General features: G+C 62.1%; 24 protein-coding genes. 10 read left to right on the top strand and 14 right to left on the bottom strand.

The annotated features are described in order from the left end of the window. Positions 1 to 106: LysR family transcriptional regulator (locus ABD906_RS12650; RefSeq protein ID WP_345099773.1), on the bottom strand; the 106-nt coding region annotated here is incomplete at its 3' end. A 351-nt stretch (positions 107 to 457) separates the two neighbouring features. Here ABD906_RS12650 and ABD906_RS12645 point away from each other — a divergent pair. The 7 genes from ABD906_RS12645 to ABD906_RS12615 all read left to right on the top strand — a co-directional run bounded on the left by ABD906_RS12645 (position 458) and on the right by ABD906_RS12615 (position 6,721). Further along, positions 458 to 1,402 (top strand): FAD-dependent oxidoreductase, encoded by a 945-nt coding sequence (locus ABD906_RS12645; RefSeq protein WP_345099770.1) that lies wholly within the window; start codon positions 458 to 460, stop codon positions 1,400 to 1,402. Then, entirely contained in the window at positions 1,285 to 2,151 is an 867-nt protein-coding gene (locus ABD906_RS12640) for an FAD-binding protein (protein WP_345099769.1), read from the top strand. Before ABD906_RS12645 ends, ABD906_RS12640 begins: the two co-directional genes overlap by 118 nt. 6 nt (positions 2,152 to 2,157) lie before the next feature. Next, a complete protein-coding gene (locus ABD906_RS12635) occupies positions 2,158 to 3,366 on the top strand; it encodes a thiamine pyrophosphate-binding protein (RefSeq protein WP_345099768.1) in 1,209 nt (402 codons plus the stop codon). Next, positions 3,363 to 3,947 carry a thiamine pyrophosphate-dependent enzyme gene (locus ABD906_RS12630; protein WP_345099767.1) on the top strand — a complete coding sequence of 195 codons (585 nt, stop codon included), beginning with the start codon at positions 3,363 to 3,365 and terminating at the stop codon, positions 3,945 to 3,947. Before ABD906_RS12635 ends, ABD906_RS12630 begins: the two co-directional genes overlap by 4 nt. A 16-nt stretch (positions 3,948 to 3,963) precedes the next feature. Next, the gene (locus ABD906_RS12625; RefSeq protein WP_345099766.1) at positions 3,964 to 4,329 is read left to right on the top strand and encodes a cupin domain-containing protein; all 366 of its coding nucleotides are present in this window, start codon (positions 3,964 to 3,966) and stop codon (positions 4,327 to 4,329) included. A gap of 64 nt (positions 4,330 to 4,393) precedes the next feature. Beyond that, positions 4,394 to 5,851 carry an aldehyde dehydrogenase family protein gene (locus tag ABD906_RS12620; protein ID WP_345099765.1) on the top strand — a complete coding sequence of 486 codons (1,458 nt, stop codon included), beginning with the start codon at positions 4,394 to 4,396 and terminating at the stop codon, positions 5,849 to 5,851. A 21-nt stretch (positions 5,852 to 5,872) separates the two neighbouring features. Next, positions 5,873 to 6,721, top strand: coding sequence for a sugar phosphate isomerase/epimerase family protein (locus ABD906_RS12615; protein WP_345099764.1), 849 nt, complete (start codon positions 5,873 to 5,875; stop codon positions 6,719 to 6,721). A 193-nt stretch (positions 6,722 to 6,914) separates the two neighbouring features. Here the strand turns inward: ABD906_RS12615 and ABD906_RS12610 are convergent, their stop codons facing one another. The 12 genes from ABD906_RS12610 to ABD906_RS12555 all read right to left on the bottom strand — a co-directional run bounded on the left by ABD906_RS12610 (position 6,915) and on the right by ABD906_RS12555 (position 20,566). Beyond that, complete coding sequence (locus ABD906_RS12610; RefSeq protein WP_345099763.1) at positions 6,915 to 7,997, bottom strand: C45 family autoproteolytic acyltransferase/hydrolase; 1,083 nt, start codon at positions 7,995 to 7,997, stop codon at positions 6,915 to 6,917. Beyond that, the gene (locus tag ABD906_RS12605; protein ID WP_345099762.1) at positions 7,994 to 9,832 is read right to left on the bottom strand and encodes a CocE/NonD family hydrolase; all 1,839 of its coding nucleotides are present in this window, start codon (positions 9,830 to 9,832) and stop codon (positions 7,994 to 7,996) included. The genes ABD906_RS12610 and ABD906_RS12605 overlap by 4 nt, the downstream gene beginning before the upstream one ends. Before the next feature lie 33 nt (positions 9,833 to 9,865). Further along, positions 9,866 to 10,699, bottom strand: a complete 834-nt coding sequence (locus tag ABD906_RS12600; protein ID WP_345099761.1) for an ABC transporter permease — start codon at positions 10,697 to 10,699, stop codon at positions 9,866 to 9,868. Beyond that, a complete protein-coding gene (locus tag ABD906_RS12595) occupies positions 10,696 to 11,712 on the bottom strand; it encodes an ABC transporter permease (protein WP_345099760.1) in 1,017 nt (338 codons plus the stop codon). The genes ABD906_RS12600 and ABD906_RS12595 overlap by 4 nt, the downstream gene beginning before the upstream one ends. Before the next feature lie 71 nt (positions 11,713 to 11,783). Continuing rightward, on the bottom strand, positions 11,784 to 13,265 hold the full coding sequence (locus tag ABD906_RS12590) for an ABC transporter substrate-binding protein (RefSeq protein WP_345099759.1): 1,482 nt from the start codon (positions 13,263 to 13,265) through the stop codon (positions 11,784 to 11,786). A gap of 27 nt (positions 13,266 to 13,292) precedes the next feature. Then, positions 13,293 to 14,117, bottom strand: coding sequence for an ATP-binding cassette domain-containing protein (locus ABD906_RS12585; protein ID WP_345099758.1), 825 nt, complete (start codon positions 14,115 to 14,117; stop codon positions 13,293 to 13,295). Beyond that, complete coding sequence (locus tag ABD906_RS12580) at positions 14,114 to 15,124, bottom strand: ABC transporter ATP-binding protein (RefSeq protein ID WP_345099757.1); 1,011 nt, start codon at positions 15,122 to 15,124, stop codon at positions 14,114 to 14,116. The genes ABD906_RS12585 and ABD906_RS12580 overlap by 4 nt, the downstream gene beginning before the upstream one ends. 438 nt (positions 15,125 to 15,562) lie before the next feature. Beyond that, on the bottom strand, positions 15,563 to 16,633 hold the full coding sequence (locus ABD906_RS12575) for a glutamate cyclase domain-containing protein (RefSeq protein ID WP_345099756.1): 1,071 nt from the start codon (positions 16,631 to 16,633) through the stop codon (positions 15,563 to 15,565). After that, positions 16,623 to 17,726, bottom strand: a complete 1,104-nt coding sequence (locus ABD906_RS12570) for a glutamate cyclase domain-containing protein (RefSeq protein WP_345099755.1) — start codon at positions 17,724 to 17,726, stop codon at positions 16,623 to 16,625. The genes ABD906_RS12575 and ABD906_RS12570 overlap by 11 nt, the downstream gene beginning before the upstream one ends. An 86-nt stretch (positions 17,727 to 17,812) precedes the next feature. After that, positions 17,813 to 18,148, bottom strand: coding sequence for a DUF4387 domain-containing protein (locus ABD906_RS12565; RefSeq protein ID WP_345099753.1), 336 nt, complete (start codon positions 18,146 to 18,148; stop codon positions 17,813 to 17,815). Between the two features lie 11 nt (positions 18,149 to 18,159). Then, positions 18,160 to 19,515, bottom strand: a complete 1,356-nt coding sequence (locus tag ABD906_RS12560; RefSeq protein ID WP_345099752.1) for an acyclic terpene utilization AtuA family protein — start codon at positions 19,513 to 19,515, stop codon at positions 18,160 to 18,162. Positions 19,516 to 19,540: 25 nt separating this feature from the next. Beyond that, on the bottom strand, positions 19,541 to 20,566 hold the full coding sequence (locus ABD906_RS12555) for a glutamate cyclase domain-containing protein (protein ID WP_345099751.1): 1,026 nt from the start codon (positions 20,564 to 20,566) through the stop codon (positions 19,541 to 19,543). A gap of 114 nt (positions 20,567 to 20,680) precedes the next feature. On the opposite strand from ABD906_RS12555, the gene ABD906_RS12550 reads away from it, so the two are divergent. Next, the gene (locus tag ABD906_RS12550) at positions 20,681 to 21,670 is read left to right on the top strand and encodes an ABC transporter substrate-binding protein (protein WP_345099750.1); all 990 of its coding nucleotides are present in this window, start codon (positions 20,681 to 20,683) and stop codon (positions 21,668 to 21,670) included. Positions 21,671 to 21,834: 164 nt separating this feature from the next. Here the strand turns inward: ABD906_RS12550 and ABD906_RS12545 are convergent, their stop codons facing one another. Then, positions 21,835 to 22,584: a GntR family transcriptional regulator gene (locus ABD906_RS12545; protein ID WP_345099749.1), complete on the bottom strand. Its 750-nt coding sequence runs from the start codon at positions 22,582 to 22,584 to the stop codon at positions 21,835 to 21,837. Between the two features lie 279 nt (positions 22,585 to 22,863). On the opposite strand from ABD906_RS12545, the gene ABD906_RS12540 reads away from it, so the two are divergent. Then, positions 22,864 to 23,442, top strand: coding sequence for an ABC transporter permease (locus tag ABD906_RS12540; protein ID WP_345099748.1), 579 nt, complete (start codon positions 22,864 to 22,866; stop codon positions 23,440 to 23,442). Between the two features lie 3 nt (positions 23,443 to 23,445). Beyond that, positions 23,446 to 24,222 carry an ABC transporter ATP-binding protein gene (locus ABD906_RS12535; RefSeq protein WP_345099747.1) on the top strand — a complete coding sequence of 259 codons (777 nt, stop codon included), beginning with the start codon at positions 23,446 to 23,448 and terminating at the stop codon, positions 24,220 to 24,222. Positions 24,223 to 24,362 lie beyond the last annotated feature (140 nt).

Below are 24,362 nucleotides of genomic sequence, written 5' to 3'. Positions count from 1 at the left end.
TTTCGAGCCGGCTGATCTGCTGGCTGAGTGCGGACGTGGCCACGCCGAGCTGTGCGGCGGCCTTGCCGAGGCTTCCGCACTCCACCGCTGCCAGCAGATATTTCAGCTGCCTTAGTTCGGTGGACCTCTACCCCGCACCGGCGTATCCGCGATCGATCCGGTGACCAGCGGCCAAGGTAAGCTGCTCTGCCAGGTACAGCAAAGATCAGGCGCAGCATCGGGATGAAAGGCATCTCAATTTCGGCCCGCGGCCTTCCTCCGCGAGCAGCGTGTTCAGGCCGGAACAGGCCCTCCCCGACCGCAGCCAGGACCGGCCATCGATATAGCCAAGCCATATAGGCCCTACGGAAAATGATATTAGAGTTCTTCCTCATTTCGCTCTAGTGGTTGGTGGTCGGAGGAGCAAGAGCGTAAAGGACCAATAGAAATGTCGATCGAAGGGCCAGAGCAACCGGGTATGGCGCAGCTGGCTGACGCCGATCTGGTCGCGCTTGGTTCAGGAGCGGCAGGGCTCACGGCCGCACTCACCGCCGCTCTGGAAGGATTGTCAGCGGTCGTTCTCGAAATCTCTCCCTCCATCGGCGGCACCACGGCACGCTCATCCGGCACGATCTGGATACCGGACAACCATTTGATGCGCGCGGCGGGGTTTCCGCCCGACAGGGAAGCGGCGGAAACCTATCTCGGCAATCTTATCGGCAACCGCGCGCCCCGCGAAGGATGGCTCGCCTTCCTCGAGCATGCCCCGCGGATGCTTCTCGACCTCGAACGCCGCGCAAACATTGCGTTCCGGCCGTACCTGAAAGCGCCCGATTACCGCAGCAATGACCCGGGTGCCGCCTCAGGAGGAAGGGCACTGGAACCTGTCGCCTTTGACGGGCAGCTGCTTGGCGAGTGGTTCAACAGGCTGGCTCTCCCCATTCCAGAGCTTACGGTCCTGGGCGGCATGATGGTGACGCGAGCCGAGGCGCAAAAGCTGGTCTGGGCGGAGCGTTCCGTTGGGGCAATGCGGCTCGGCCTTTCGCTGCTTACGCGCCATCTGCGCGACCGGCTCCACTATCCGCGCGGAACCCGCCTCGTCATGGGCAACGGCCTTGTCGCACGGCTGCTCCATGAGGCCCTGCGCCGCGGAGTGCGGGTGTTACCGAATGCGCATGTCAGGGAACTCCTGACCGACAGAGGCAAAATTTCGGGTGTGCGGGGCGTGCTCGATGGCAAGCCGTTCGTCCTGCGCGCGCGCGCAGCGTGGTGCTTGCCGGCGGCGGTTTTCCCGCCGATCCGGAGATGTGCACAGCCAACTTGCCGCCTGCCGCCAGTATCCATACACCTGCCGGGCCCTTCGCGTGTGGCACTTCCATCAGGCTCGGCCTTGCAGCGGGAGGCCAGCTCGGACCATCGCTAGGCTCCAACGGGATGTGGTTCCCGTCTTCGCTCTGGTCGCGCCCCGCCGGAGGCCTCGCGGTCCATCCGCATATCGCGCTTGATCGCGCCAAGCCGGGTTCCCTGATCGTCAACCGCCATGGCGAGCGTTTCGCAAACGAGGCGCTCAGCTACCACGATTTCTGTGAAGAGGTGTTCCGGCACGGAGAGGACGCGGTGCCGGCCTGGATGATCGTCGACCGCGACTTCATCCACCGGTACGGTCTCGGTGTCATCCGTCCGCGCACCCGGTCGCTTCAGCCCTATGTCGAGAGCGGATATCTCAAAGCGGCATCGAGCCCGGAAGCGCTGGCCGCACAGATCGGCGTGCCGGGTGAGGCGCTGGCAAGAACGATCGAACGATGCAACAGCTTTGCCCGCAGCGGACAGGATGAAGATTTCCACCGGGGCGAAAGCGCCTACCAGAGGTCGAACGGCGATCCGGACCGCAGACTGAAAAACCCCTGTCTGGGCCCCATCAATCCGGCCAGGCTCCACGCGGTTTCCCTGTGGCCGACGCCGCTGGCGACGGCGCGCGGCCTCGTCTGCGGGACGAACGGCGAGGTGCTGGATCAGGCGGGCGATCCGATCCACGGCCTCTATGCAGCGGGCGGTGACATGCAGTCGGTATTCGGGGGCCAGTATCCCGGCGCAGGCGCCCAGATCGGCCAGGCCATGACGTTTGCCTGGGCCGCAGCGCGCCACACGGCCAATGGCCTGAAACAGGAGTAGCGAGACATGAGCAAGATGAAGGGCGGCACCTATATTGCCGAAGCGCTGGTGCGGGAGAAGATTCCCTATGTTTTCGGCGTGTGCGGCCACGGCACTGTCGGGTTGATCGATTGCCTGTACGAGGTGCAGGACGAGGTCAAGATGATCTCGCCACGCCACGAGCAGACCGCCGTGCACATGGCAGACGGGTTCTTCCGCGTCTCGCACCGCCCCGCTGCCACCCTTACCTCGACCGGGCCGGGTTCCTGCAACCAGATCATGGGACTGGCGGTCGCCCAGACGGACAGCTCCGCTATCCTGGCGATCACGGCAAACGTTCCAACGCAGCAGTTCAACCGCGCGCCGTTCCAGGAACTCAACATGCACGGGCAGGCCGACTTCTCGCAGGTGATCCGGCCGGTCGTGAAGCGGAGCTTCCAGCCCGTCCGGGTGGAGCAGCTGCCGTTGATGATCCGCCAAGCGACGGCAACAATGACAACCGGACGCCCGGCGCCGGTCAATCTCGACATTCCATACAACCTGTTCCAGGAGGAAGCCGATCTTTCGCCCGAGCCGCCCGGATCCGCCTTCGGCAAGCGGCGTCCCGGCGCTTCGCCCGAAGATGTCGCGACCGCCGTCGACTGGCTGCTGGCATCCAAACGGCCAGTCATTTTCGTCGGGCACGGCATGGCGCTGTCGGAGGGCGGCACGGAACTCACGGCACTCGTCCACAAGCTCCGGATACCAGTCATCTCGTCGCCGAACGGGATGGGAACGCTCGACATGGAGGATCCCCTCTCGCTCGGCTTCATCGGGCGCAACGGCGCCTACCCGGCCAATCAGGCCGGCCGCCACGCCGACCTGGTTCTGGCGATCGGCGCGCGTTTCGACGACAGGTCGGCATCAAGCTGGAAGCCCGGTTACTCTTGGAATTTCCCGCATTCACGGCTGATCCACGTCGATCTCGTTCACGCCGAGCTGACACGCAACGCAACTATACGCCCGATCTCGCCATTCTGGCCGATGCAAAGACATTCGTCCGGCAGCTGCTGCAGGAGCTTGAAGCGCGCTCGTTCGTCCCCGACGACAATCGCCTGGCGGCCTGGCATGCCGATATTGCGCGCTGGCGTCAGGAGTGGGAAGCCTATGTCGGTCCAAACTTCGAGCTCCACCAGTCGCCGATCCGACCCGAGCGGATCGTTACGGACTGCCAGAAGGTGTTGCCGGAGGACGTGATCATCTCTTTCGACGCCGGCATCCATCACAACTGGTTCATGCAATTCTGGAAGGCCCGCCGTCCGCAGAGCATGCTGAATTCGTGCGGCTATTCCGGTATGGGGTTCGGCCCCTCCTCCATCCTGGGCGCCAAGCTCGCCGCGCCGGATCGCGTCTGCGTGTCGGTGTGCGGTGATGGCGGGTTCACCATGGTCCCGCACGTGCTGTGCACTGCCGTGGAGTACAACATCCCCGTTGTTTGGATCGTCTGGAACAACTTCGCATGGGCCGCGATCCGGGACCTGCAGTACGGCTATTTCGACGGCCGGGAATACGGCACGGCCTTCTACCAAGGGCCGAACGGTGCCCCATACAATCCCGACTTCGCGGCATGGGCCCGGGCGGCGGGCGTCACCGGCTATACGGTCACGCGCTCGGAGGACTTCGCAGGCGTGCTCGCGGAGGCGATATCGCTCAACCGTCCGGTGCTGATCGACGTCCACGTCGACGCCAACATCCGTCCTCCGTCGACGGGAACCTGGGAGCTGCCGCCTCTCACGCCCAAGGAACCAGCCTTCGGCTCAGCCTGGCGGCCGGATTGAAATCAAGGAGACCCGCATGACAAAGACAAGGGCCATCGTCCGCAACATCGCCGAGGAACCGTGGCAGCAGTTCCCCGCCCATTTCGGCGGAGCGCTTTCGAAGGCGCTCGTGGCGCCCTCCACGACCGGATCCGGTCTCCTCGACTACCGCATCTCCACATACGCCCCGATGGCCTATGTGGAACGCCATGTCCACAAGGTGCAGGAGCAGGTCTACCACATCCTGGATGGTGAAGGGCTGATGGAGCTTGATGGAGAAAAGAGGGTCGTACGCAAGAACGACGTCATCTTCATCCCGCCTGGCTGCTGGCACTCGATCAGGAACACCGGCCTCGGACAGCTGACCTTCATCGTTGTCACGACGCCTGTCACCGACGAATAGCCACGTCGGCCGGCCAGAGAGCGGCCGGCCGAAGCTGAGGATACCGATTTCGAAAGGACGCCGGATGCGACCTCCATTTGACGTTTCCACTTCCGCCGCAGATCTGCCCCAGGTGGCCGCGCTCCTGGCTGGCGAGTGGGCACTGGGAGAAGGGAACAGGATCACCGTTCTCGACAAGTATACCCTGGAGCCCTTTGCGGAAGTGCCGGCAAGCTCGCCGGAACAGATCCGGCGGATGATCGACGCGGGGCAGACCGCATTCGAGAACGACCGCCTCACGCCATATGAACGCGGTCGCATTCTGGACGGCGTTGCCGACCTGCTCTCATCAAGGCGCAGCGAGGCCCTTGCCATCATGCAGCGGGAAACGGGCTTCACCGTTTCGGACTGCAACGGCGAGATCGCGCGGACGATCGATACCCTCCGCCTGTCGGCCGAAGAAGCGCGCAGGCTGGCCGGAGAGGTCATTCCCCTTGCCGGAGCGGCTGGACAAGGCAACAGGTTTGCCTACACACTGCGCGTTCCGCTCGGCATCGTCCTCGCGGTAACCCCGTTCAATGCTCCCCTCAACACCGTCACGCACAAGATCGCGCCGGCACTCGGAGCAGGCAATGTCGTTCTTCTGAAGCCCGCCGGACAGACGCCGCGCTCAGCGTGCTTCCTTGCCTCGCTGTTTGTCGAAGCGGGCTTGCCGCCCGCATATCTTCAGATCTTCCACGGCAGCGGAGAAGAGGTAAGCCTGGCGATAGAGGACGAACGCGTCCGGTTCATCGCCTTCACCGGCTCGACCGAGGTTGGCCGTCTCATCCAGGCCCAGGCGGGCCTCCGGCGAACCCAGATGGAGCTCGGCTCCATCGCATTCACCATCCTGGCCGAGGACGCCAATCTGGATGACGCTCTGCCAAAGGTCGTCTCTGCCGGATACCGCAAGGCCGGCCAGGTGTGCACGTCCGTTCAGGTGCTGCTGGTCCACGAGACCATCGCGGATGAGGTCGAGGAACGCCTGTCCCGCATGGTGAGCAGTCTCGTCTTCGGTGACCCGCGCGATGCAAGCTGCAATACCGGCCCGTTGATCTCGCTGCGGGATGCCATGCGTGTGGAGGAATGGATCCGCGAAGCGGTCAGCAAGGGAGCGCGGCTTCTCGCTGGCGGCGAGAGAAACGGCGCCGTCGTCGCACCGACGCTGCTCGCCGATATCAGCGGAGACATGAAAGTGGGCTGCAGGGAAGTGTTCGGCCCGGTCGTGTGCCTCGAACGATATTCCGACTTCGATGCGGCGATCGCCCGGGTCAACAGCACGCCCTACGGCCTTGCCACCGGTGTCTTCACCTCCAGCCTGCCGAAGGCATTCCAGGCCATCCGGGGCCTGCGGGTGGGCGGCGTGCATATCAATCAGACCTCGTCCGCCCGCGTGGACATGATGCCCTACGGCGGATCCAAGGAAAGCGGGTTCGGCCGCGAGGGGCCCCGCTATGCCATGCAGGAAATGACCGAGGAGCGGCTGGTCAGCATCACACTCTGAAGCGCACAAGGGGAGCCCGGAATGACCGACCTGCTGGCCATGGAACGGCCGCCTGCCATCAACACCTATGGCTATCTCTGGAGCCATCGCGCCGACGAGGCGGTGGCGATCCTGGCCAGCAACGGCTACCGGGAATTCGAGCTGATGCTGCAGCCTCCGCACATGAGTCTCGATCCGCAAAGTGCGGAGGCACGCAACCTGGCGGCGCAGGTTCGGGACAGGAGCATCGTTCTGCATGCGCTGAACATGCCGAGCCTGGACCAAAACCTCGCCTCGGCGATGCCGGAGATGCGGTCGTACACGCTGGACCTCTTCATCCGGCAGATCCGCCTCGCCGGGGCCATCGGTGCCCGGCGGATCGTGGTGGCGCCCGGGCGCGTCAGCCCGCTCTTTCCCGCACCCCGCGACATGCTGAGGCAATGGTTGCTCGACGCCCTGGCCGCGCTGCTGCCGGTGGCGAAGAGCGAAGGCGTCGTCCTCGCGATCGAAAACCTGCCCATTGCCGCCCTGCCACGGGCGGCCGACCTTCTCGAATTCATGGAGGCCATCGGCCCCCATCCTAACCTTGGCATCTGCTATGATGCTGCCAATGCTCACTTCGTCGGCGAGGATCCGGTCGAAGGCATCCGGCTCCTCCGGAACCACCTGCAGATCATCCACTTCTCGGACACAGGACGACAGGTCTGGCGGCACGACATGATCGGCAGGGGAGAGATCGCCTTTTCTCCGATCTGCAAGGCGCTGTCAGGCATCGGGTGGACGGGTCCGCTGGTGCTCGAGATCATCTCTCCCGACCGGGAACCGCTTGCGGCAATCACAGGCAGCCATCGGGCCCTCAGCGGACCGGAGCATTCCTTCGGGCTCACGTAAGCAGCCTGGACGCCGTCCATCTGCACCCCGGCTCCGGCCCGACCGGCCGGAACGCTGGCCTGATCAGGCACCGTCAGCCGCAGAATAAACCGGTCGCGCCATGCGGGCGCCTGCCGGTCCGCATGCTGATCGCCAGTCTCACCCCAAGCGCCAGACCCGGCATGTGCGACTCAGCGCGTCAATACAGCCGGCATCACCGCGCCTCGAGTTCGTAGGCGCCCCAGTGTGCCGAACACGGGTTGCCATGGCTGAAGGTGAGCTTGCGGGAGCGGCAGGCATAGATTGCCGTGGACAGGGTTACGCTGCCAGCCTTTTCCCTGTGCTGACAAAGAGATCCGGGCCCTTCCGCAACATGACTGGCCATCAGTGCTTTGGCATCGTCGACGGACCAGAAACGCCCCGGCAATTCCCTCTCGAGAAATGCGAACCGCCGGGTGGAACTTGCATCAACCGCATCGGCAACGGGGGCTTCCCCGGTGCCCGGATAATGGTTGGTCCTCCAGCAAACAGTTCCTCGCGTGACGTAGGCCCTGGGGCCAGAGAAATCCACCGCGGCCACACCACCCTCGCTATCCGCGAGCATCAGGGTTCCCCCGCCTGCGTGCACAGTTCCTTCAATAATCCCGAGGGCCTCCCCGACGGTTCTGCATGTCATGAGGAGTTTTGTCATGAGGAAATAGCGGTGCCACCCCACATTGACCGAGGGGGGGATGACATGCGTGTCCGCGACCACAAAGCCCCACGCGTTTATCCCGCTGGAATAGGCACCCGGGTTGCCGAGACTGCCTATGCAGAGCATGGTGCCGGCCCCCACATCCGGTCCCTCGTGGAAGAACACCCGCTGCGTTCCGTAGTCGGGGCCAGAGGTATCCCGGTTCTTCGCCAGAAGAGGACCGTCGGCGCTGGCCGACGCCGCCCATGTGCTGCAACCGTCTGTCTCCCGGGAACCGGTTTGCTTCAACCTTTCCAGCAGCGCGAAGTGCAAATGGGCGAACAAATCCCCGGGGTCCAGTGCAAAGGCCTCGGCGATGCCGCGCACTTCCTGAAGCAGCTCTGCGTCCTGCGCCTCGTGAAACTCCCACTGCTGACGGAGATAGCTTTCGGCCCGCCCGTCCAGCAGGCCGTCGTTGCGGGCCTTCTCAATCCGCCCCACCGTTGAGGCCCTGACGGCAGCAAGGTCGATGTTCCCCGCTGCTGCCTGTTCTCGCCCCCTTTCGTAGGCGTTGCCGCGCAGGAAAACGGCTTCATTCTGGCCGACTGATCCGCTATTCGTCATGCGCCCTCCTGATCAGCATTACTGGAGCCTGCGGGGCTGCGCAGAACTCCCGTCCCGGAAATGCAGGAGGGGGTCTCGCCGCCACACCAGATCGAGAATTTCACATAACGGGGCGCTTCCGGGTTGATGTCAAAGCGCGGCCAGTTCGTATTGGCGACCTGCAGGCGCAGCCTGTGACCGACACCAAAAACATTCGACAGATGGAGCGGACCGATTTCAACTCTCCTGGGCTGCCCGTCATCGGCGGGCAGCTCCGAGGTCCAGGACGCGAAGCGCTGGTAATGCTCGGCGATGTTCATGGCAAATCCATCCGGCCAGTCGGCGCTCGGCGGATATTCGTCGACGATCTTGACCGAAAGATCACAGGCGGGGGCGCTTGCCGTGATCCAGAGCGTGACAAAGACCGGTCCGGTCATTTCCACCGGCTTCCCGAACGGCTCGGTGCGGAAGACTGCGACGTCATGACGGCTGGAAAGCGGCAGCCCGGTTCCCGGTGAACGATGGACGTCGGGGCGCTCCACCTGATTGCACGCCCCCGAGCTCAGGAAGCCCGGCATGATATCGGGATTCCGGATGGAGCTTCCAACCGTGGGGACGGGAGCCTCGTGATCGATGCTGATCGTCCGTCTTTCACTCCGCGCTGGGCCATTGCCGTGCTCGAGCGATCCGGAAGCCGCAAGGAACAGCTTCAGGTCCTGCCCGCCTCCTGGCGGCCAGGCCGCAGCAAAACGCCAGGCGCCGCCATGTTCCAGGCGTCCGGAAGCATCACGCCTGCCGCTGCCTCCGCCCATCACGAAGTAGGCGATGCGGGGGGAGGCCTCCAGTTCCTCCCGGTCGATGCCGCGCAGCGTGGCATCGAACCACCGTTTCTGAATCTCCGTCATGTTCAGGCTTGCCGCGGGGCCGAACGAGACATCGCCCGAGAACGGCATCTCGCCATAGGGATCGGCGTGAATCCAGGTGCCGATGATGACACGCTTCGGGGACGCGTGGCGGGAGAAATATTCCAGCTTCCGGAAAGTGGACCAGACGTGATGTCCATACCAGCTGCTGACCATCAGCACAGGGATATCCGGGTACTTTTCGATATGCGCCTCGATGTTCATCTGGGGATTGCGCCAGCGCTCGTCCTCCCCTGGCGTGTTCTGGGCGAAAAGCAGCCAGTCCTCGTACCCAGGCAAGGCCGAGACGGGCGTATCGCCCTTTCGCCACGGCAGGCGCGAAAACCATTGCGGGGCATTCCTGGCTGCCTGCTCGAGGCGGGCGCGAACCAGCGGGTCACGCCTCGCCTCCGGAGAGGTCAGGGCCATACGCAAGGCATAGGTGGCAAGCTGGCCCGGGACGAAGGCGCCCTTCTCGCGCACCGTGCTCTTAAAGTAGTTGATGCCCGCATCCAGGATCACCTGCGATTTCAGCGCAGGATGCTGCATGATCGCCAACGCCTGCTGGTTGGAGCCGGTGTAGGAAAACCCAGTGGTGCCGACAGTCCCATCGGACCAGTCCTGGGCGCAGATCCACTCCAGAAGGTCGTATCCGTCCTCGCCTTCGTGCGGCGTGGCTATGTAGTGCTGGAAGGATCCTTCGGAATCGCCCCGGCCGCGCGTGTCCTGCAGCACCACGTTGTAGCCGCTTGCCGCCAGCGCAGACGCCAAGCGGAGATTGTCCACATTTCTTCGGTCGTAGGGGGTGCGCTTGACGATTGTCGGTCCGGAGGCCCTTCTTGCCGCAGGAATGTAAACATCTGTGGCCAGACGAACCCTGTCGCGAACAGGGACCATGACCGTCATGCGGCGGATGTTGCCTCGCAACAGCCAGTCGGAATTGTTCTTGTTCACATGAGCCTCCGTGCGGGGAAACGCGGACATTGATCAGGCCACCATGGCAACGCTGCTGCGCGGATCCAGAAGATCCCGCAGGATGTTGCCGAGGTAGTTGATGGCCAGAACAACGATGGAAATCACGATGCCCGGCAGGGTCGCGAGCCACCAGGCCGAGGAGATATAGGCCCGACCTTCGGAAAGCATCGCTCCCCAGGTGGGCTGGGCGGCCGAGACTCCGAGCCCCAGGAAGGAGAGCGAGGCCTCCGTGACGATCACGACGCCCACCTCCAGCGTGGCCACAATGATCACCGACGGCCACACCGCCGGGAGAATATGCTGCACGGCAATTCGCACATCGCTTACGCCCAGCATACGCGCCGACGTGACGAATTCGCGCTCGCGCAGGGAAAGGACCTGCCCCCGGACGAGCCGCACATAGATGGCCCAGTGGCTCGCGACCAGGGCAATGATCAGGTTCTCGATTCCGGGCCCCAGAACCGCAACGAACGCAATGGCCAGCAGGATGAAGGGAAAGGCAAGCCAGGCATCGGTCAGGCGCATCAGTATGGCGTCGACAGCGCCACCGACATAGCCGCTGATCAGACCCACCGCCACGCCGATCAGGATCGACAGGGGAACGGCCGTCATCGAGACAATCAGCGGTACCTGCGCTCCGGCAATCAGGCGCGAGAGCACGTCACGCCCAAGGGCGTCCGTGCCCAGCGGGTGCCCCGGCGAAAATGGAGGCAGGAGGCGTGTCAGCAGGTTCTGGAAGTTCGGATCTTTCGGCGCGAGCCAGGAACCGAACACGCCGACGAACACGAAAACCGCGCAGACCAGGGCCGCAATCCAGGCGCCTGCCGGAAACCGACGGATGATCATTTTCCTTCCCTCCCATCCCGTATCCGGGGATCCAACAGGATGTGAATGATGTCCGTGATCAGGCTGACGATCACGAAGGCCATGGCCATAAGCAGCACCCCACCCTGCACCAATGGATAGTCCCGGGCACGGATGGCATCGATGATGAGCCGCCCCAACCCAGGCCAGGAAAAGACGGATTCGGTAATGATGGCGCCGCCCAGAAGGCCTCCCAGCTTCACGCCGAGAATGATCACGGTGGGAGGAGCGGCATTGCGCAACATGTGCCGGTATATCACGTCCTGCGTGAGGCCCCGCGATCGCAGCGCGTAGATGAACTCTTCTTCCTTGACGGCAATCAGACTGCCCCGCAGCACCTGCATCACCGAGGCTGCGAGGGCCACGGCGATCGTCAGCGCCGGCAGGGCAATGTGCAGGAGGCCCGATCCGAGAGCCCGGAGATTGCCGGTGAGAATCGAGTCGAGAATGACGAATCCCGTGATCTTCTGGAGCGCCACGTCACCACCAATGCGTCCGCCCGTCGGGAACAGGCCGAGGTGCACAGAAAGCCCCAGGATGAGGATGATGCCCAGCCAGAAGGTGGGAATGGAAAACCCAAGCAAGGCACCGGCGCTCAGAAACCGGTCGCTCAGCCGGTTATGGTTCATCGCCGCCACCAGTGCGGCCGGCACGCCCATCGCAACCGCGATCAGCACCCCCACGACGGCCAGCTCCGCCGTGGCAAGAAACGCATTGAAAACGAGACTGCTGACGCTCGCCCTCTCATAGATGGACTGACCAAGATCGCCCTGAACGGCATTCCAGAGAAAATTGAGGTACTGGACAAAGATCGACTGATCCAGGCCAAGGGCACGACGGTAGGCTTGCCGCTGCTCCGGACTGACATTCTGCTCGCCAAGGAAAATATCGACGGGATCGCCCGGCGTAAGCCTGATCAGGAAAAACACAATGGCCGAAACGAACAGGAGGACGACTACTGCCTGGCCAAATCTGTAGAGGATGAGCTTGAGCATAATCCGGTCTTGCCGATACTGCTGGTAGGACCGGCAACACTCGTGCTGCCGGTCGAAAGGGTATTTCGCGCCTACTTCAGCGTCGCGGTCGTCATGAAGTAAAGACCCGTGGACTGCGGCTCCCAGCCGGAGAGATTCGCCGACACACCGTAGACCTCCGAGGGGTTGACGAGCGGCGCCCAAGGCGCGTCGTTGTTCAAGATCTCGATAACCTTGGCGTAGAGAGCCAGGCGCTCGTTCTGATCGGTGGTGCCGCGGGCGGCAGCGAACAGCTCGTCAAGCTCCGGATTCTCGTAGTTGGTGTAGCGACTGGTTGCGCCACGACCGCTCCAGAAGTGACGGTAGAGAATGGCATCCAGATCGCCCTCGGCAACGCCCCAGGAGCTGACATAGGCCTGGCTGCGGCCACTCTGGATACTGTCATTGAATGCCGAATCCTCGACCACCTGGACTTCCGCCTTCAACCCCGCCTGGGAAAGGAAACCCTGGGTGGCCTGTGCCAGCATGAGGTCGGCCTGGCGGACGTCGATCCGAATGGGCGTGGTAACCGAGGACAGAACCGCCTTGGCAGCCTCGGGATCGTAGGTGACGCCTTCAATGGAAGCCTGATACCCGAACATTTCGGGGAACGCGGGCTGGTTCAGCGGACGCGCCTGCCCCTTGTATAGCGCGGACACCATCAGGTCGCGGTCAATGGCCTTGGAAACGGCCCGGCGCACTTCCGGATCCTTGAACGGATCCTGGTCGACGTTCATGCCCAGGAAGTAGATGCGCGTGCCGGAAGCTACCGCCGGCTTCACGTTCCCCGTCAGCTCATCGGTCAGATCGTTCGGAATCCTGTCGGCGATGTGGATCTCTCCGGCCTTGAGCGCGGCTATGCGTGAAGACACCTCGGGAATGGTCTTGAAGACAAGCTCTGATATCTGCGGCGCGCCACCCCAGTAATTTTCGTTACGCGCAAGGGTCACGGTGCTGCCGTCGCGGCTCACGAACTTGAACGGACCAGTGCCGACGGGCGCGGCCTCGAAACCTTCGGGCCCCTTCTCCATGTAGTACTTGGGCGCCACCATCTCCTGGAAAGCCAGGATGACCAGCAGTGTAGGCGCAGGCTTGAAGGTCGTGACCTGCAGCGTATACGGCCCAATGACCTCTACCTTCTCGATGAGGGAGCTGAGCTGCGAATGCCAGGCGGACTTGCTGTCGGGCGCAATGATCATGTCGAGATTGAACTTTGCGGCCTCGGCGTCAAACGGCTCGCCGTTATGGAAGGTCACATCATCGCGCAGGTGGAAAGTCCATACCGTGCCATCCTTGACCTCCCAGGATTTGGCAAGCTGCGGCTGCGGCTGCAGCGAGTTACCCTGAACCACAAGCGCGTCAAAGATCTGGCGTTTGATGGCTCTTGTCTCTCGGCCGCCCGCAGGCACCTGGAGCGGATTGATGAGGGCAGGCTTGTCCGATTGGCCGACTACCAGCCTCGATTGCTGAGCAAGCGCGCTACTGCCAATGCCGATTGCTGCGATTGCTCCGATAATCAAAGAAGCTACTTTCATCTGCAGACCTCATGGCTCTTTCGGAAGTTACACATGTGCAGGACGCCGACGTCTCGAGGGTTCAGGGATTGGCGTGGCCTCGACGAGGGTGCGGGTGTATTCGTGCGACGGATAATGGATGACCTCTTCCGTCGGGCCGGTTTCCACGATCCGGCCCGACTTCATCACGATCAGCCGGTCGCACAGTTGCTCGACCACCGCCAGGTTGTGGGAAATGAACACGTAGGTCAGGCCCAGCTCGCGCTGCAGCGTCTGAAGAAGAATGAGAATCTGTGCCTGGATGGACACATCCAGAGCAGAGACCGGTTCGTCGAGAACGAGGATCCTGGGCTCGACAGCCAGGGCGCGGGCTATGCAGATGCGCTGCCTCTGACCACCCGAGAACTCGAATGGATACCGATTGGCCGCATCGGATGGCAGCCCGCACTGGTCAAGCAGAGCCAGGACCCGCTTCCGCCTCTCGCGGCGGTCTCCGATACCATGCACGCGCATGCCCTCGGCGATCAGATCACCCACCTTCCAGTGAGGATTCAGAGCAGCATAAGGGTCCTGAAATACCAGCTGCAGGATCTTGCGGAACTTCAGCCGGTCACCACGCCGCAAACGGCCGACATCGATCCCATCGACAATGATGGATCCGGAGTCGAACCGTTCCAAACCGCAGATCATGCGCGCGGTCGTGCTCTTGCCGGACCCTGATTCCCCCACGATGCCGAAGGTCTCGCCGCGCCGGACGGAAAAGCTTATGCCGTCCACGGCCTTCACGATCCGGGGCCGCCACGAGAACGTATGCCCGCTTCGGAACGTGCGCCGCACATTGTTCAGCGTGATGATATCGGGCGAGCTCATCATGTGTAGGGATTGATGCATCTGTAACGGTGATCGGGAGACACGGTTTCCGGAGGTAGCCGGGCGCCGCATTCAGGAAGGGCACGGTCGCAGCGCGGCGCGAACGGACACTGCTCCAGCTGCTCGACGACCTTCGGCGGCGACCCCGGGATCGCCTTGAAGGCCTTCCTCACCCCAAGCACAGGCAAGGATTCGATGAGCGCAACGGTGTAGGGGTGCCTCGCCTCCTTGAAAAGCGTGAAGGTGTCAGCTTCCTCAACGACCGTTCCGGCATAGAAGACGGCCGTACGGTCACACACCTCGGCAACCACGCCAAGATCGTGGGTGATGAGAATAACAGCAGCGCCGCGGGCCGCCGCAATCTTCTGCAGCAGTTCGAGGACCTGCTTCTGGACGGTTACGTCGAGCGCGGTCGTGGGCTCGTCAGCAATGATGAGCTGCGGATCGGCGATCAGCGCGGCCGCGATGACGACGCGCTGTTTCATGCCCCCCGACAGCTGATGGGGGTAACTTGCGAGGCAACGCTCCGGATCCGAAATTCCCACTTCGGCGAGCAGGGAAAGCGCACGGCTGTGCGCCTGTGAGGCCGACACCCCCGGCATCTTTGCTCGGCAAGCCTCGACCAGCTGATATCCGATCGTATAAACTGGGTCGAGTGCGGCAACGGCATCCTGAAAAACGAAACCGATCCCCGAACCGCGGAGCTGGCGCAGCTCGTCGGGAGAAGCGGAAAGGATGTCCGTCCCCTCGAAGGTAATCCGGCCCTCAACCCGTGCGGAGGGCGGCAGCAGCTTTATGATCGAACGGGCGGTAATACTCTTCCCCGAACCGGATTCTCCGACGATGCCAAAGAACTCGCCTCTGGACACCCTGAAGGAGACATTGGTCACCGCCCTGACGGAGCCGAACCGAACGGAAAGATCGCGCACATCGAGTATGGGCTCCCCCTGGGAGGGCGACGAGACGGCGAGGCCGTTGCTTTCACATGCATCCGTTGATGAAATGATCATTACCGACCCTGGTATTCCGGCAAGCCCGTCAAGATTAACCAGGCGGGATCAGAGCAGATGTTGCAGCGATCTGCCCGGTCGAAAAGATAAAGCAGCGGAGAATGGGCCTGCATTTCTCCTCCTGAAATCGTGGCTACTTGCGGATTTTCCGCGGTTATGTTCCCCTGCAAATATCCATACCATCATCCGAATGTACGAACAATATAAATATTGGCCACACTCCCCATCTGTTGAACCATCACCAAAGGAATTCTTGCAACTTCCAGGATATTCGGTCGGCGCTTCTTCCTGGAACCGCCCGCACAGAGCTCTCCCTGCCATCAGGATCGCGGCTATCGCCTGCTGACTGTTCAGCGCATCGTCCGGATACCCAACGGTTCAGAGGGCTGTGCACGGCGAGAGACGTTGGCAATAGGATCGATTCAGGAGCCAGACAGACTAAGATCTGTCACCGGACCGGGAAGCGTCCCTTCCGGGCCAGTCTATATCGTCCAGCCCGTCACCTGCCAGCGTGCGCAGCAGCCCCACGATGGCGGCATGCACATCCTCGGACAGACCGTCTGACGACGTGCCCGTGGTGCCGGTGACGCCATCGATCAAGCCCTCGAAAGAACTTGCCGCCAGCATGCGCCTTTCGGTCGCCTCGTCATGCATGATGGACGGGTTACGCAGCAGGCCAGCCAGTGCGGCCGCCAGCCCGTACCCACCCCAGTTCGAGACGGTGGCCGGTATCACGTAATCCGTTTCCTGCGCCGGCACGATGCCGCCGTTGTACTTGGGATCGCCATATTCGAGCAGGGTGCGGAGAATGCCGCCCGCGTTCCCCATCCCCATTTCATTACCGCCATCACCGATGCCGATGGTGGGAATGCCTCGCTCGCGGCAAAGCCGGACCAAGGGATCGATCTTCCCCACCGTGGGCGTGCAGATGCGCCCGCGACTGAAGAGGATCTCGCCCTGCGGATTGCTCGCCCCCTTCTCGATGGCAATGAACGCGCCAACAGACTCCTGGTGCAGCAGCGTCCGGGCCTGTTCTTCAGCGGCAGACCAGTCGGTCGGCGATGCGAGAATTGCCGCCGCGTCCATCGTGACAGAAGGATCCGCGCATTTCTTCGCATTTGGAAGGTCCAGAACCCGCAGGCCGCAGCTGTGCAGGATACGGATCATGGCCGGTATAATCTGTTCCTCGACGAGGAGCACCGGAACAGCGCCAAGCCCGACATGAACGGCTCTCGCAAGCACCGCTGCGCCAACCGGCCCGTCGGACTCGGCAATGATCGTGTCCACCTTGGGTCGATTGACAAAGCCGGTGGCAATCAGAACCAGCTGCCCCCGCTCCACACTGGCCAGCGCCCTGGCTGCGAGATAGGTGAGCGGCAGGCCATAGTATTCCCTGAACGCCCGGTAGGCGATGTCGATCACTTCACGTTCAGGAAAATCGATCGACAGCAGCCGATCTATGCATTCGTAGAGACTCAGGTCAGGCGTATCCTGCCGCTCAGCGAGCATCTTTCCCTCTCTCGGCAGCCAGTTTCTCCAATCTGTCCGGATAGTTGCGCCATGCCGCGGTATTCACCCCGTCATTGACAAATGTCCTAAGCAGACGCACGAGGTTGAGATGCACGTCGAGGCTCAACCCATCCGCCGATGGACCCACATACCCCGTCACACCGTCAATGAAGCCCGCAGCCGCGCAGGCCTCCAAGATTCGCTGCTCCGTTTCGACGGTGTGCAGGACGCCTGGCCGGTCGAGCAACATGGCCAGCGCCGCGGCCACGCCATAGGCGCCCCAGTTGGATACGGTGGCTGCGACGAGCGCGTCTGTCCTGTTAACCGGAACGACACCGTCATCGCTGGTGCCATCGGAGCCAATGGAATTCCTGAGCCTGCCGGCCAGCCGCTCATGGATCAGGCCCATGCCGATCTCGTTGCCACCATCGCCGATGCCGAGAGTGGGGACCCCTCTGGCGCGGCAGGCTTCGAGCACCGCGTCGGCCTTGCCCAGCGCGTCCGTGGTGTCGGCGCCGCGACTGGTGCGGATCCGCCCGCGTCGGTTCTCGCCACCCTTTTCGATGGCGACAAACGCGCCGACATCGAGCCTGTCCAAGAGATTTACGGCGAGACGCTCGGCTTCGCGCCGCTCCTTGGGAAGAGCAATCACCGAGGCAGGGTGAAGGGCGCCCGATCCGCCCGCCGCCATCAGGGCCTCGTCTGGCGCCACGCACCGCAGGCCGGCGGCATGCATGACCGATGTCATCGGCCCGAGAATTTCCTCCTCGACGAGAACAACGGGAATGGCGCCCAGCCCGACGTGCAGTGCCCTCGCCAGTACTGCAGCCCCGGGCGGACCATCGGTTTCGGCAATACTCAGGCTGACGTGGGGACGGTCGAGCCAGCCGGTGGCGATCAGGACGACCCGGCCAGCCGAAAGCCCGTTCTTCAGCATTTCCGCAGCGTGGAGACAGAGAGGACGTCCCAACTCCTCGCGCGCCGCCTCGTAAAGCAGGCCTATGACACCCCGCCGGGGAAAGTCGATGGTGACAAGACGGTCTATTCGCTCAAACCGTCGCTCGACAGCACTGGATGCAGTGTCGGATGGCATTTGACCGTTTCCCGTTCCAATCATGACAGACTGACCGCCGTCACCCCGGCGCTCGGTGCCGCCGGACCGACAACGTACGTGAGCCGTCACTCATCGAGGCTACTCGGAACACCGATATCCAGCAGCGGCGCATATTGCTGCGAGCCGAAGATGTCGCTGTCGCCGGGACTGCCGCTTGGCCGCTCCCTGTAGATGGTGAACTTGATGGCCATGGCTGGGTCAAACTCGACGAAATCTGAGATCCTCTTCTCCGGAATGTTATACAGCTGGGCAATGGTCTTGCGGGTGAGGACGCCAGACTTGCGCACCAGGTCGTAGGCAGACCTGTCCGTGAAGATGATGTCAAACGTGATCTTATCGACGCCCGCATTCTTGCTGCGGATGGTCTTGGCCAGTTCGGAAAGCGGAATCGTGTTACGCATCGGCTCCCCCCTTATTGCACAAGGATCGTATGGGTCGGGAAGAATTCAAGAGGATCCCCGGCACGAATAGTGTGATTCAAGGTCCACTCATAAGCGGGAGAAGCAGGCATCACCTCATCGAGGGGGAAAGCAACACCTCCCGCGGTTCCCTTCACGTTCGGCAGACGAGCATAGAACATCTGCCTGGTTCCGGTCATGCAGATTTCCTCGGCAAGCTCCTTCGTGGGTGCCACGCCCTGGACCAGAATGCACAGTTCGTGGGCCGGCGTGCGGACAGCCTCCAGAGCCCCCATCACGCCATTCCTGCCGTAGACGGCATAATGCAGTTCATATCCCGTCCTGCCGAAACGTGCCTCGACCTGCTGGCGGGCCCAGGCGATCACGGCATCGATATTGGCGATCGTGTACGGGTCCCGGATCGCGGCGATGCCGACATAGCGCTCGCCGATCTTGCCCGCGCCTTCCAGCTTGATGCGCAGCTCCTTTGCCGAATGATAGGTCTGGCCGGTTACATAGGTCGTCTTCTCGTCAAGCTGGGTGTACCTGCAGTTGGTCATGTCGAGATGACCGCCGGCGAAGTACTCGAAATAGGGGTTCGACCGCTCATACATGGCATGTCCGGCAACGGAAGCGATCGTGCACCGCTGATCGGGGTGCATGGCCGTAACGGCAACCCCCTCCCCGTCGATCCGGCCCAGGACCGTCTCCTTGCCGCCATAGGGCTCGGCGCAGAAGGAGGCACATTCCAGAACCTTGCCCAGGAAGTAGGAGTCGGCTTCGCTGCACCCCTTGTGCAGGGCGGCGGCGGCGAAAATGGCACAGTCGCTGGAGCGGCCACCGATTATCACGTCAGCCCCTTCCTCGAGGAGCTTCATGTAGGGGTGGACGCCAGCGACAGCGACGATCCTGTCGGTGCAATCGAGCTGCTCCAGCGTCAGGGGGGACCTCCCGTCTAGACCCTCGATCACTTCGCCGGCTTCAAGCTTTTCCCGGATGAAGGACTTGTCCAGCTCGGAATAGAAGTAGCCAAGCTTGAACGGCGCGAGATTGTGCTTGCGGGCCAGATCCTTGATGATCTGTACATAAAGGTCCACGCGGCTGTTGGTGCCTGTGTCGCCCGCTGAGCCGATGATCATCGGCACCTTCAGTTTGCGTGCCGCCAAGAGCATCATTTCCAGGTCGTGCGTCTGCCACGCGACAGGACTCGTCGACGTGTCGCTGCCCAATGGTCCCGGCCCGATGTCGTCACTGCCGGAGTCCGCAGCTATGAAATCCGGATTTTGCGCAATACCCAGCGCAAAGCTCTCGGGTTTTGATGGAGCAAATCCAAGGTGCCCGTTCGGGCAGATGATCTTCACGGAAGGCATGGTCTTTCCCGTCTGATGATAACCGTCAAAGAAGAGGACTCTCGGTGCGGCCCGGATTGAGGCCAAGCTGAACAGTCGTGCGGAGCAGCTCCACCACGGCTTTCTGCGCGGGTAGTGGAATGCCGTCCGCGCTGGGTTCAACCCACCCCGTCATTCCGTCGATGAGTCCTGCCCCGGCTGCCGCGCGGAGCATGTCCTCCTCGATGGTAGCGGTATGAAAATTGTCGATGTCTTGGGTGAGAGCGGCGATGCAGGCCGCGATGCCATAGGCTCCCCAGTTGGAGACAGCAGCGGCGACGAGCACATCAGGAACCAGATCCGGTGCGAACTTGTCGCCATGACGCAGGTGCTGCCGGATCTCCGCAGCGATGAGGCCCATGCCGAGCTCGTTACCTCCGTCGCCAACACCGATGGCCGGCATGCCGGCAGCCAAGGCCCCGCGCATGAAGAAGTCTGCCTTGCCGTGAGAGCTGGTGGTGTCCGCTCCCAGGCTCGTGCTGATCCGCCCCTCGCTGTTCAGGCCGCCCTTCTCAATTGAAACGAACGCGGTGGGTGCATGGCGCCGGAAGAATTCCTCTGCCGCCCGCATCGCCTCATCCGGATCAACCGGAAGGGGAAGTATCGCCGCAGCATGAATGGGAGCGCGGTTCTCCGCAGCCAGAAAACATTCCTCGAGGGCCTGCGCGCGCAATCCAGCCGCCTGCAGGACCGTCCGCATCGCCGGAACAAGCTGCTCCTCAATGAGGATCACGGGAACCGCCCCCGTCGCCCTGTGCAGCGCTCGAGCCAGAGCGGCAGCACCAACGGGGCCGTCACTCTCGGCGATCGAGACACTGACGTTGGGACGGTCGGGCCAGCCTGTGGCGATCAGAACCGGCTTTCCCTTCGCGGCGCGTTCAAGCAGTTTTTCCGCCGCCAGCAGGCAGAGGGGCCGCCCCTGGCGCGCGCGGGCCCATTGGTAGAGAGGATCGATGACCCGCCGCGCCCCGACATCCGTCGTGACGATCCGGTCGATTCTCTCCGCGATTCCCAACACAGCGCTCGTGTCCATTTGCCAACTTCAGCATTATTGTACGTACAATCGAACAACATAATTTTATGTTTGACAAGACCTTTTCATGATGCTTTCCTCAATCATGTTGAACGCACGGGAGGAGCAGCAAAAATGCGTATAAGCCGGAGGAGTGTCCTGTGTTCAATCGCCGCTCTGGGCATCCTCGCGGGACCGATGAGGGCGGCAGCTCAGGACGCGGCATGGCCCACGCCTCCAGACGCCGGAGAAAAGGGCTCGCCAGAAAATCCCATCAAGCTTGGAAGCAACTGGACCGTCGGCTTCCTGCCTGCCTATTCGATCGGGGAGATCGCAAAGGCGCACGGCTGGAACATCGAGGTGATCGACTTTGCATCGTCCAGCCAGCGCGCCACAGCTCTGGCTCAGGGCAGTCTGGATGCGGCAATGCTGGGCTGGGCCGCTTCAATCAAGCTCGCTGCTGATGGCTTCCCTGCCGTCGTCATCGCGAATTCGTTCTCCAACGGATACGCCATCATAGCCGGAAAGGACACCGGTATTAAATCCGTCGAGGATCTCAAGGGAAAGACGGTGGCCATCACGATTGGCTCGATGAACGAGATCCACCTCCTGAGCCAGCTCGAGCGTGCGGCCATCGCGAAGGAGTACGTCGACATCGTCCAGATGAACCTCTCGGACATGTCCCTTGCACTCGCCCGCGGCGACATTGACGTCATGGTGAGCGATGAGCCTGCGTCTTCCGTCGCCCTGACCTCAGGTTTCGGCGTACTGGTCAAGCATCCCAACGACACGGACATGGGCGGCATCAACGCCAATGTGACCACTACACGAGACTTCATCGAGAACTCGGAACCGGCGGTTCAGGCGCTGGTGACGGCGTTTGTCGAGGCCGCGGACCATCTCAAGGCCAATCCCGACACGGTGCTGGAGCAGGCCAAGGAGATCTTCAAGCGTGATGAAGACGTCGTGAAGCTCGCCCTGCAGAACATTTCGATGGACTATCAGATCAATCCGACCCAGGTCCGCGCCCTCATCGACTGGCAGATGAAGCTTAATCAGATCAAGAGCGAGCCAGACATTTCAACGCTGATCACGACCCAATATCTCGAGGCGGCCAGCGAGTAAGCGCCGGGTCAGGACGGGGACTGCTCTCGCTTCTCGGCCAGGTCGAACCGAGGCAGTCCCGATTTTTCAGCGGAAATGGCCGCAAGTTGCAGAATGGGAGACGAGCAATCTCCAGCCAAAGGAAACGCTTAGGAGAACCCTATTTCCATGAGATTGTGAAGGATTTACCCTTCATCATCTTCCTCCGGAGAAGAACGAAGAAGCTCCATTACGTGATGATAGCGGTCTGAACGGTAGTAGTTCTCGGCATATTCAATAGCGAGACCATCATTCGTAAAATATGTTCTTTGGACGAGCAGAACAGGTTCCCCCGTTTCAACGCCAAGATTCTTGGCGATCTCCCGCTCTACCGCCACCGCTAGGGTTATCTGTGTCGCACGGGCTGCACGATGCAAACATTCCTTCTCGATAAGGCGAATGACAGGCTGCGAGGACAGCTCGTCGATGCTGAGCCGGCTGCCGAAGCGGTGAGGCACGAAGATGTAGGAGAATCCGTACGGCCCGCGGCCGTTCTCCCGTGCCGTGGTGATGAGGGTGATCTTCTCGTTCAACGCCAGCGCGAGCTGCCGGGCGGCCGCGGAATGCACCTTGCCGGTGGTCGTCGTGACGCTGATCACGCGTCGGGTGCCTTCGACAGGCGTGGCGAGGACATCCTCCAGCGTCCGGATGGTCCATCCTTCACGCTTGTCCGGCGGCTCAGTGACGAACGTGCCGCGGCCGGCGGTACGCGTGATGATGCCCTCGTTCACCAGCGCCAGCAGCGCAGTCCGCACCGACTGGCGGCTCACTTTCAGCTCGGCCGCCAGAACATTCTCCGGCGGCAGCTGCTGGCCAACAGCGTAGGTACCGTCGGCTATGCGGGCCCTCAGCAACTCCTGGATCTGAAAGTACTTGGGAATAGGGCTTCTCAGCATGGAAATCTCCTATCGGCATGCATAGCATGTGCAACCCCTACGGGTTATTGACTGAATATTCGTACAAATCAAGTTCAAACTTCCGGAGGGGTCGGCTGGATGCTGAAGATTGTATACCGATTACTGCTCTCCCTGGTACCGCTAGCGATCCTAGTAATCCTCTGGTATTGGGCGCTGAATTTCGGTAGTCCATACCTTCGTCAATTCATGCCGTGGCCAGGACAGACTTTGGCAAGATTCGTTGAACTTGTCCTGTCCGGAGAATTGCTTAGAAATGCTTTGAGCAGTATAGGTCGAGTTTTCTTCGGCCTGTCCCTGGCTGCCGTCGTGGGCATCCCCCTGGGCATCGTCATCGGCCGCTTCCAGACCGCTCAGGCCATCCTGGGACCGACCTTCGATTTCCTGCGTCCCATACCCATCGCTGCCTGGGTTCCGCTGTCGATCATGCTGTTCGGCATCGGAGAAATTCCCGCTATCGCACTGATCTTCCTCGGCTGCCTCTATCCCATCGTCCTCAACGCACGCGATGGCGTGCAGGCCGTGGAGCCCATTCACCTTCGGGCTGCAGGCATGCTGGGCGCGGGGCCGATGCAGATCCTGACGCGCGTCGTCCTTCCGTCCGCCCTCCCCGACATCATCACGGGCCTGCGCCAAGCGCTGGCGATCGGCTGGTGGGTGGTGATTCTGGCCGAGCTTCTCGCCGTCCGCTCCGGCCTCGGCTACATGATGATCCACGCCCAGCAACTCTGGGAACCGGCCACGATCATATCCTGCATGGTGGCCATCGGGCTTATCGGCATCGCGATGAACGTTCTGACGGGCCTGGGGGAAAGATATCTGCTGCGGTGGAGGGCATAAGTCGTGGGAAACACATCAGTCGTTCTCAGGAATGTTTCCAAACAGTTTCACCGCAAGACAAGCGGTCCTCTCACCGCCCTGTCTGACGTGAATCTCGAAATCGCCCCAGGCGAGATCTATGCCCTGGTCGGGCCCAGCGGCTGCGGCAAGTCAACGATCCTGAATCTGGTTGCCGGGTTTGATCATCCGACCGGGGGCAGCGTGACGGTCGACGGGCAACCTGTTTCCCGCCCGGGGCCTGACCGGGGCGTGGTGTTTCAGGAGCATGGGCTGTTCCCCTGGCTGACGGCGATGGACAATGTCCGCTTCGGACTGGATGTGCGCAAGATTCCGGACTCGGCCGAAAAAGCCCAGTATTTCCTTCGCGCTGTCGGGCTTGCGGGTTTTGAGAAACACTATCCGCGCGAGCTCTCAGGTGGAATGCGCCAGCGTGTGGCTCTGGCGCGGGTACTGGCCAACGGCCCGAGCGTCATTCTCATGGACGAGCCCTTCGGTGCCCTTGACGCCCAGACGCGGCTTTCCATGCAGGAGCTTCTTCTGGACGTATGGACCGAATTCAGGCCAACGATCCTCTTCATCACCCATGATGTCGATGAAGCCATTTTCGTGGCCGATCGCATCGGCGTCATGACGACACGGCCGGGTCGCATCATGACAGAGCTCCGATCCGCCCTACCGCGGCCCCGAACCTATCATGATCTGGCCAGTGCCGAATTCGGCCGGCTGAAAGAGCAAATCCTGATGAGCATCCGTGAGGTCATCGCGGCCAAGACCGAGTGATGCTTTCCTGTCTGGATCTGGCTGAAGCCGTCGCCTGCAGCCGCTGGGCCCTCAGGGGCCCGGGTCCCCATCGGCCTTCCGGCGTGACGTGGCCCCGAGCAAGTCGATGCCCGTTTCCGGCCGAATGGCCTCGGCCACCT

Source organism: Chelativorans composti (assembly GCF_039541695.1).
Lineage (GTDB): Bacteria > Pseudomonadota > Alphaproteobacteria > Rhizobiales > Rhizobiaceae > Chelativorans > Chelativorans composti.
Note: the sequence above shows the minus strand (reverse complement) of the source record. Positions and strands in the feature narration are given on the sequence as shown.

Excerpts from the sequence above, each read along its gene's own strand:
- ABD906_RS12645 (WP_345099770.1), top strand. The coding sequence starts at position 458 with ATGGCGCAGCTGGCTGACGCCGATCTGGTCGCGCTTGGTTCAGGAGCG.
- ABD906_RS12640 (WP_345099769.1), top strand. The coding sequence starts at position 1,285 with ATGTGCACAGCCAACTTGCCGCCTGCCGCCAGTATCCATACACCTGCC.
- ABD906_RS12635 (WP_345099768.1), top strand. The coding sequence starts at position 2,158 with ATGAGCAAGATGAAGGGCGGCACCTATATTGCCGAAGCGCTGGTGCGG.
- ABD906_RS12625 (WP_345099766.1), top strand. The coding sequence starts at position 3,964 with ATGACAAAGACAAGGGCCATCGTCCGCAACATCGCCGAGGAACCGTGG.
- ABD906_RS12620 (WP_345099765.1), top strand. The coding sequence starts at position 4,394 with ATGCGACCTCCATTTGACGTTTCCACTTCCGCCGCAGATCTGCCCCAG.
- ABD906_RS12615 (WP_345099764.1), top strand. The coding sequence starts at position 5,873 with ATGACCGACCTGCTGGCCATGGAACGGCCGCCTGCCATCAACACCTAT.
- ABD906_RS12610 (WP_345099763.1), bottom strand. The coding sequence starts at position 7,997 with ATGACGAATAGCGGATCAGTCGGCCAGAATGAAGCCGTTTTCCTGCGC.
- ABD906_RS12600 (WP_345099761.1), bottom strand. The coding sequence starts at position 10,699 with ATGATCATCCGTCGGTTTCCGGCAGGCGCCTGGATTGCGGCCCTGGTC.
- ABD906_RS12595 (WP_345099760.1), bottom strand. The coding sequence starts at position 11,712 with ATGCTCAAGCTCATCCTCTACAGATTTGGCCAGGCAGTAGTCGTCCTC.
- ABD906_RS12590 (WP_345099759.1), bottom strand. The coding sequence starts at position 13,265 with ATGAAAGTAGCTTCTTTGATTATCGGAGCAATCGCAGCAATCGGCATT.
- ABD906_RS12585 (WP_345099758.1), bottom strand. The coding sequence starts at position 14,117 with ATGATGAGCTCGCCCGATATCATCACGCTGAACAATGTGCGGCGCACG.
- ABD906_RS12580 (WP_345099757.1), bottom strand. The coding sequence starts at position 15,124 with ATGATCATTTCATCAACGGATGCATGTGAAAGCAACGGCCTCGCCGTC.
- ABD906_RS12575 (WP_345099756.1), bottom strand. The coding sequence starts at position 16,633 with ATGCTCGCTGAGCGGCAGGATACGCCTGACCTGAGTCTCTACGAATGC.
- ABD906_RS12570 (WP_345099755.1), bottom strand. The coding sequence starts at position 17,726 with ATGCCATCCGACACTGCATCCAGTGCTGTCGAGCGACGGTTTGAGCGA.
- ABD906_RS12565 (WP_345099753.1), bottom strand. The coding sequence starts at position 18,148 with ATGCGTAACACGATTCCGCTTTCCGAACTGGCCAAGACCATCCGCAGC.
- ABD906_RS12560 (WP_345099752.1), bottom strand. The coding sequence starts at position 19,515 with ATGCCTTCCGTGAAGATCATCTGCCCGAACGGGCACCTTGGATTTGCT.
- ABD906_RS12555 (WP_345099751.1), bottom strand. The coding sequence starts at position 20,566 with ATGGACACGAGCGCTGTGTTGGGAATCGCGGAGAGAATCGACCGGATC.
- ABD906_RS12550 (WP_345099750.1), top strand. The coding sequence starts at position 20,681 with ATGCGTATAAGCCGGAGGAGTGTCCTGTGTTCAATCGCCGCTCTGGGC.
- ABD906_RS12545 (WP_345099749.1), bottom strand. The coding sequence starts at position 22,584 with ATGCTGAGAAGCCCTATTCCCAAGTACTTTCAGATCCAGGAGTTGCTG.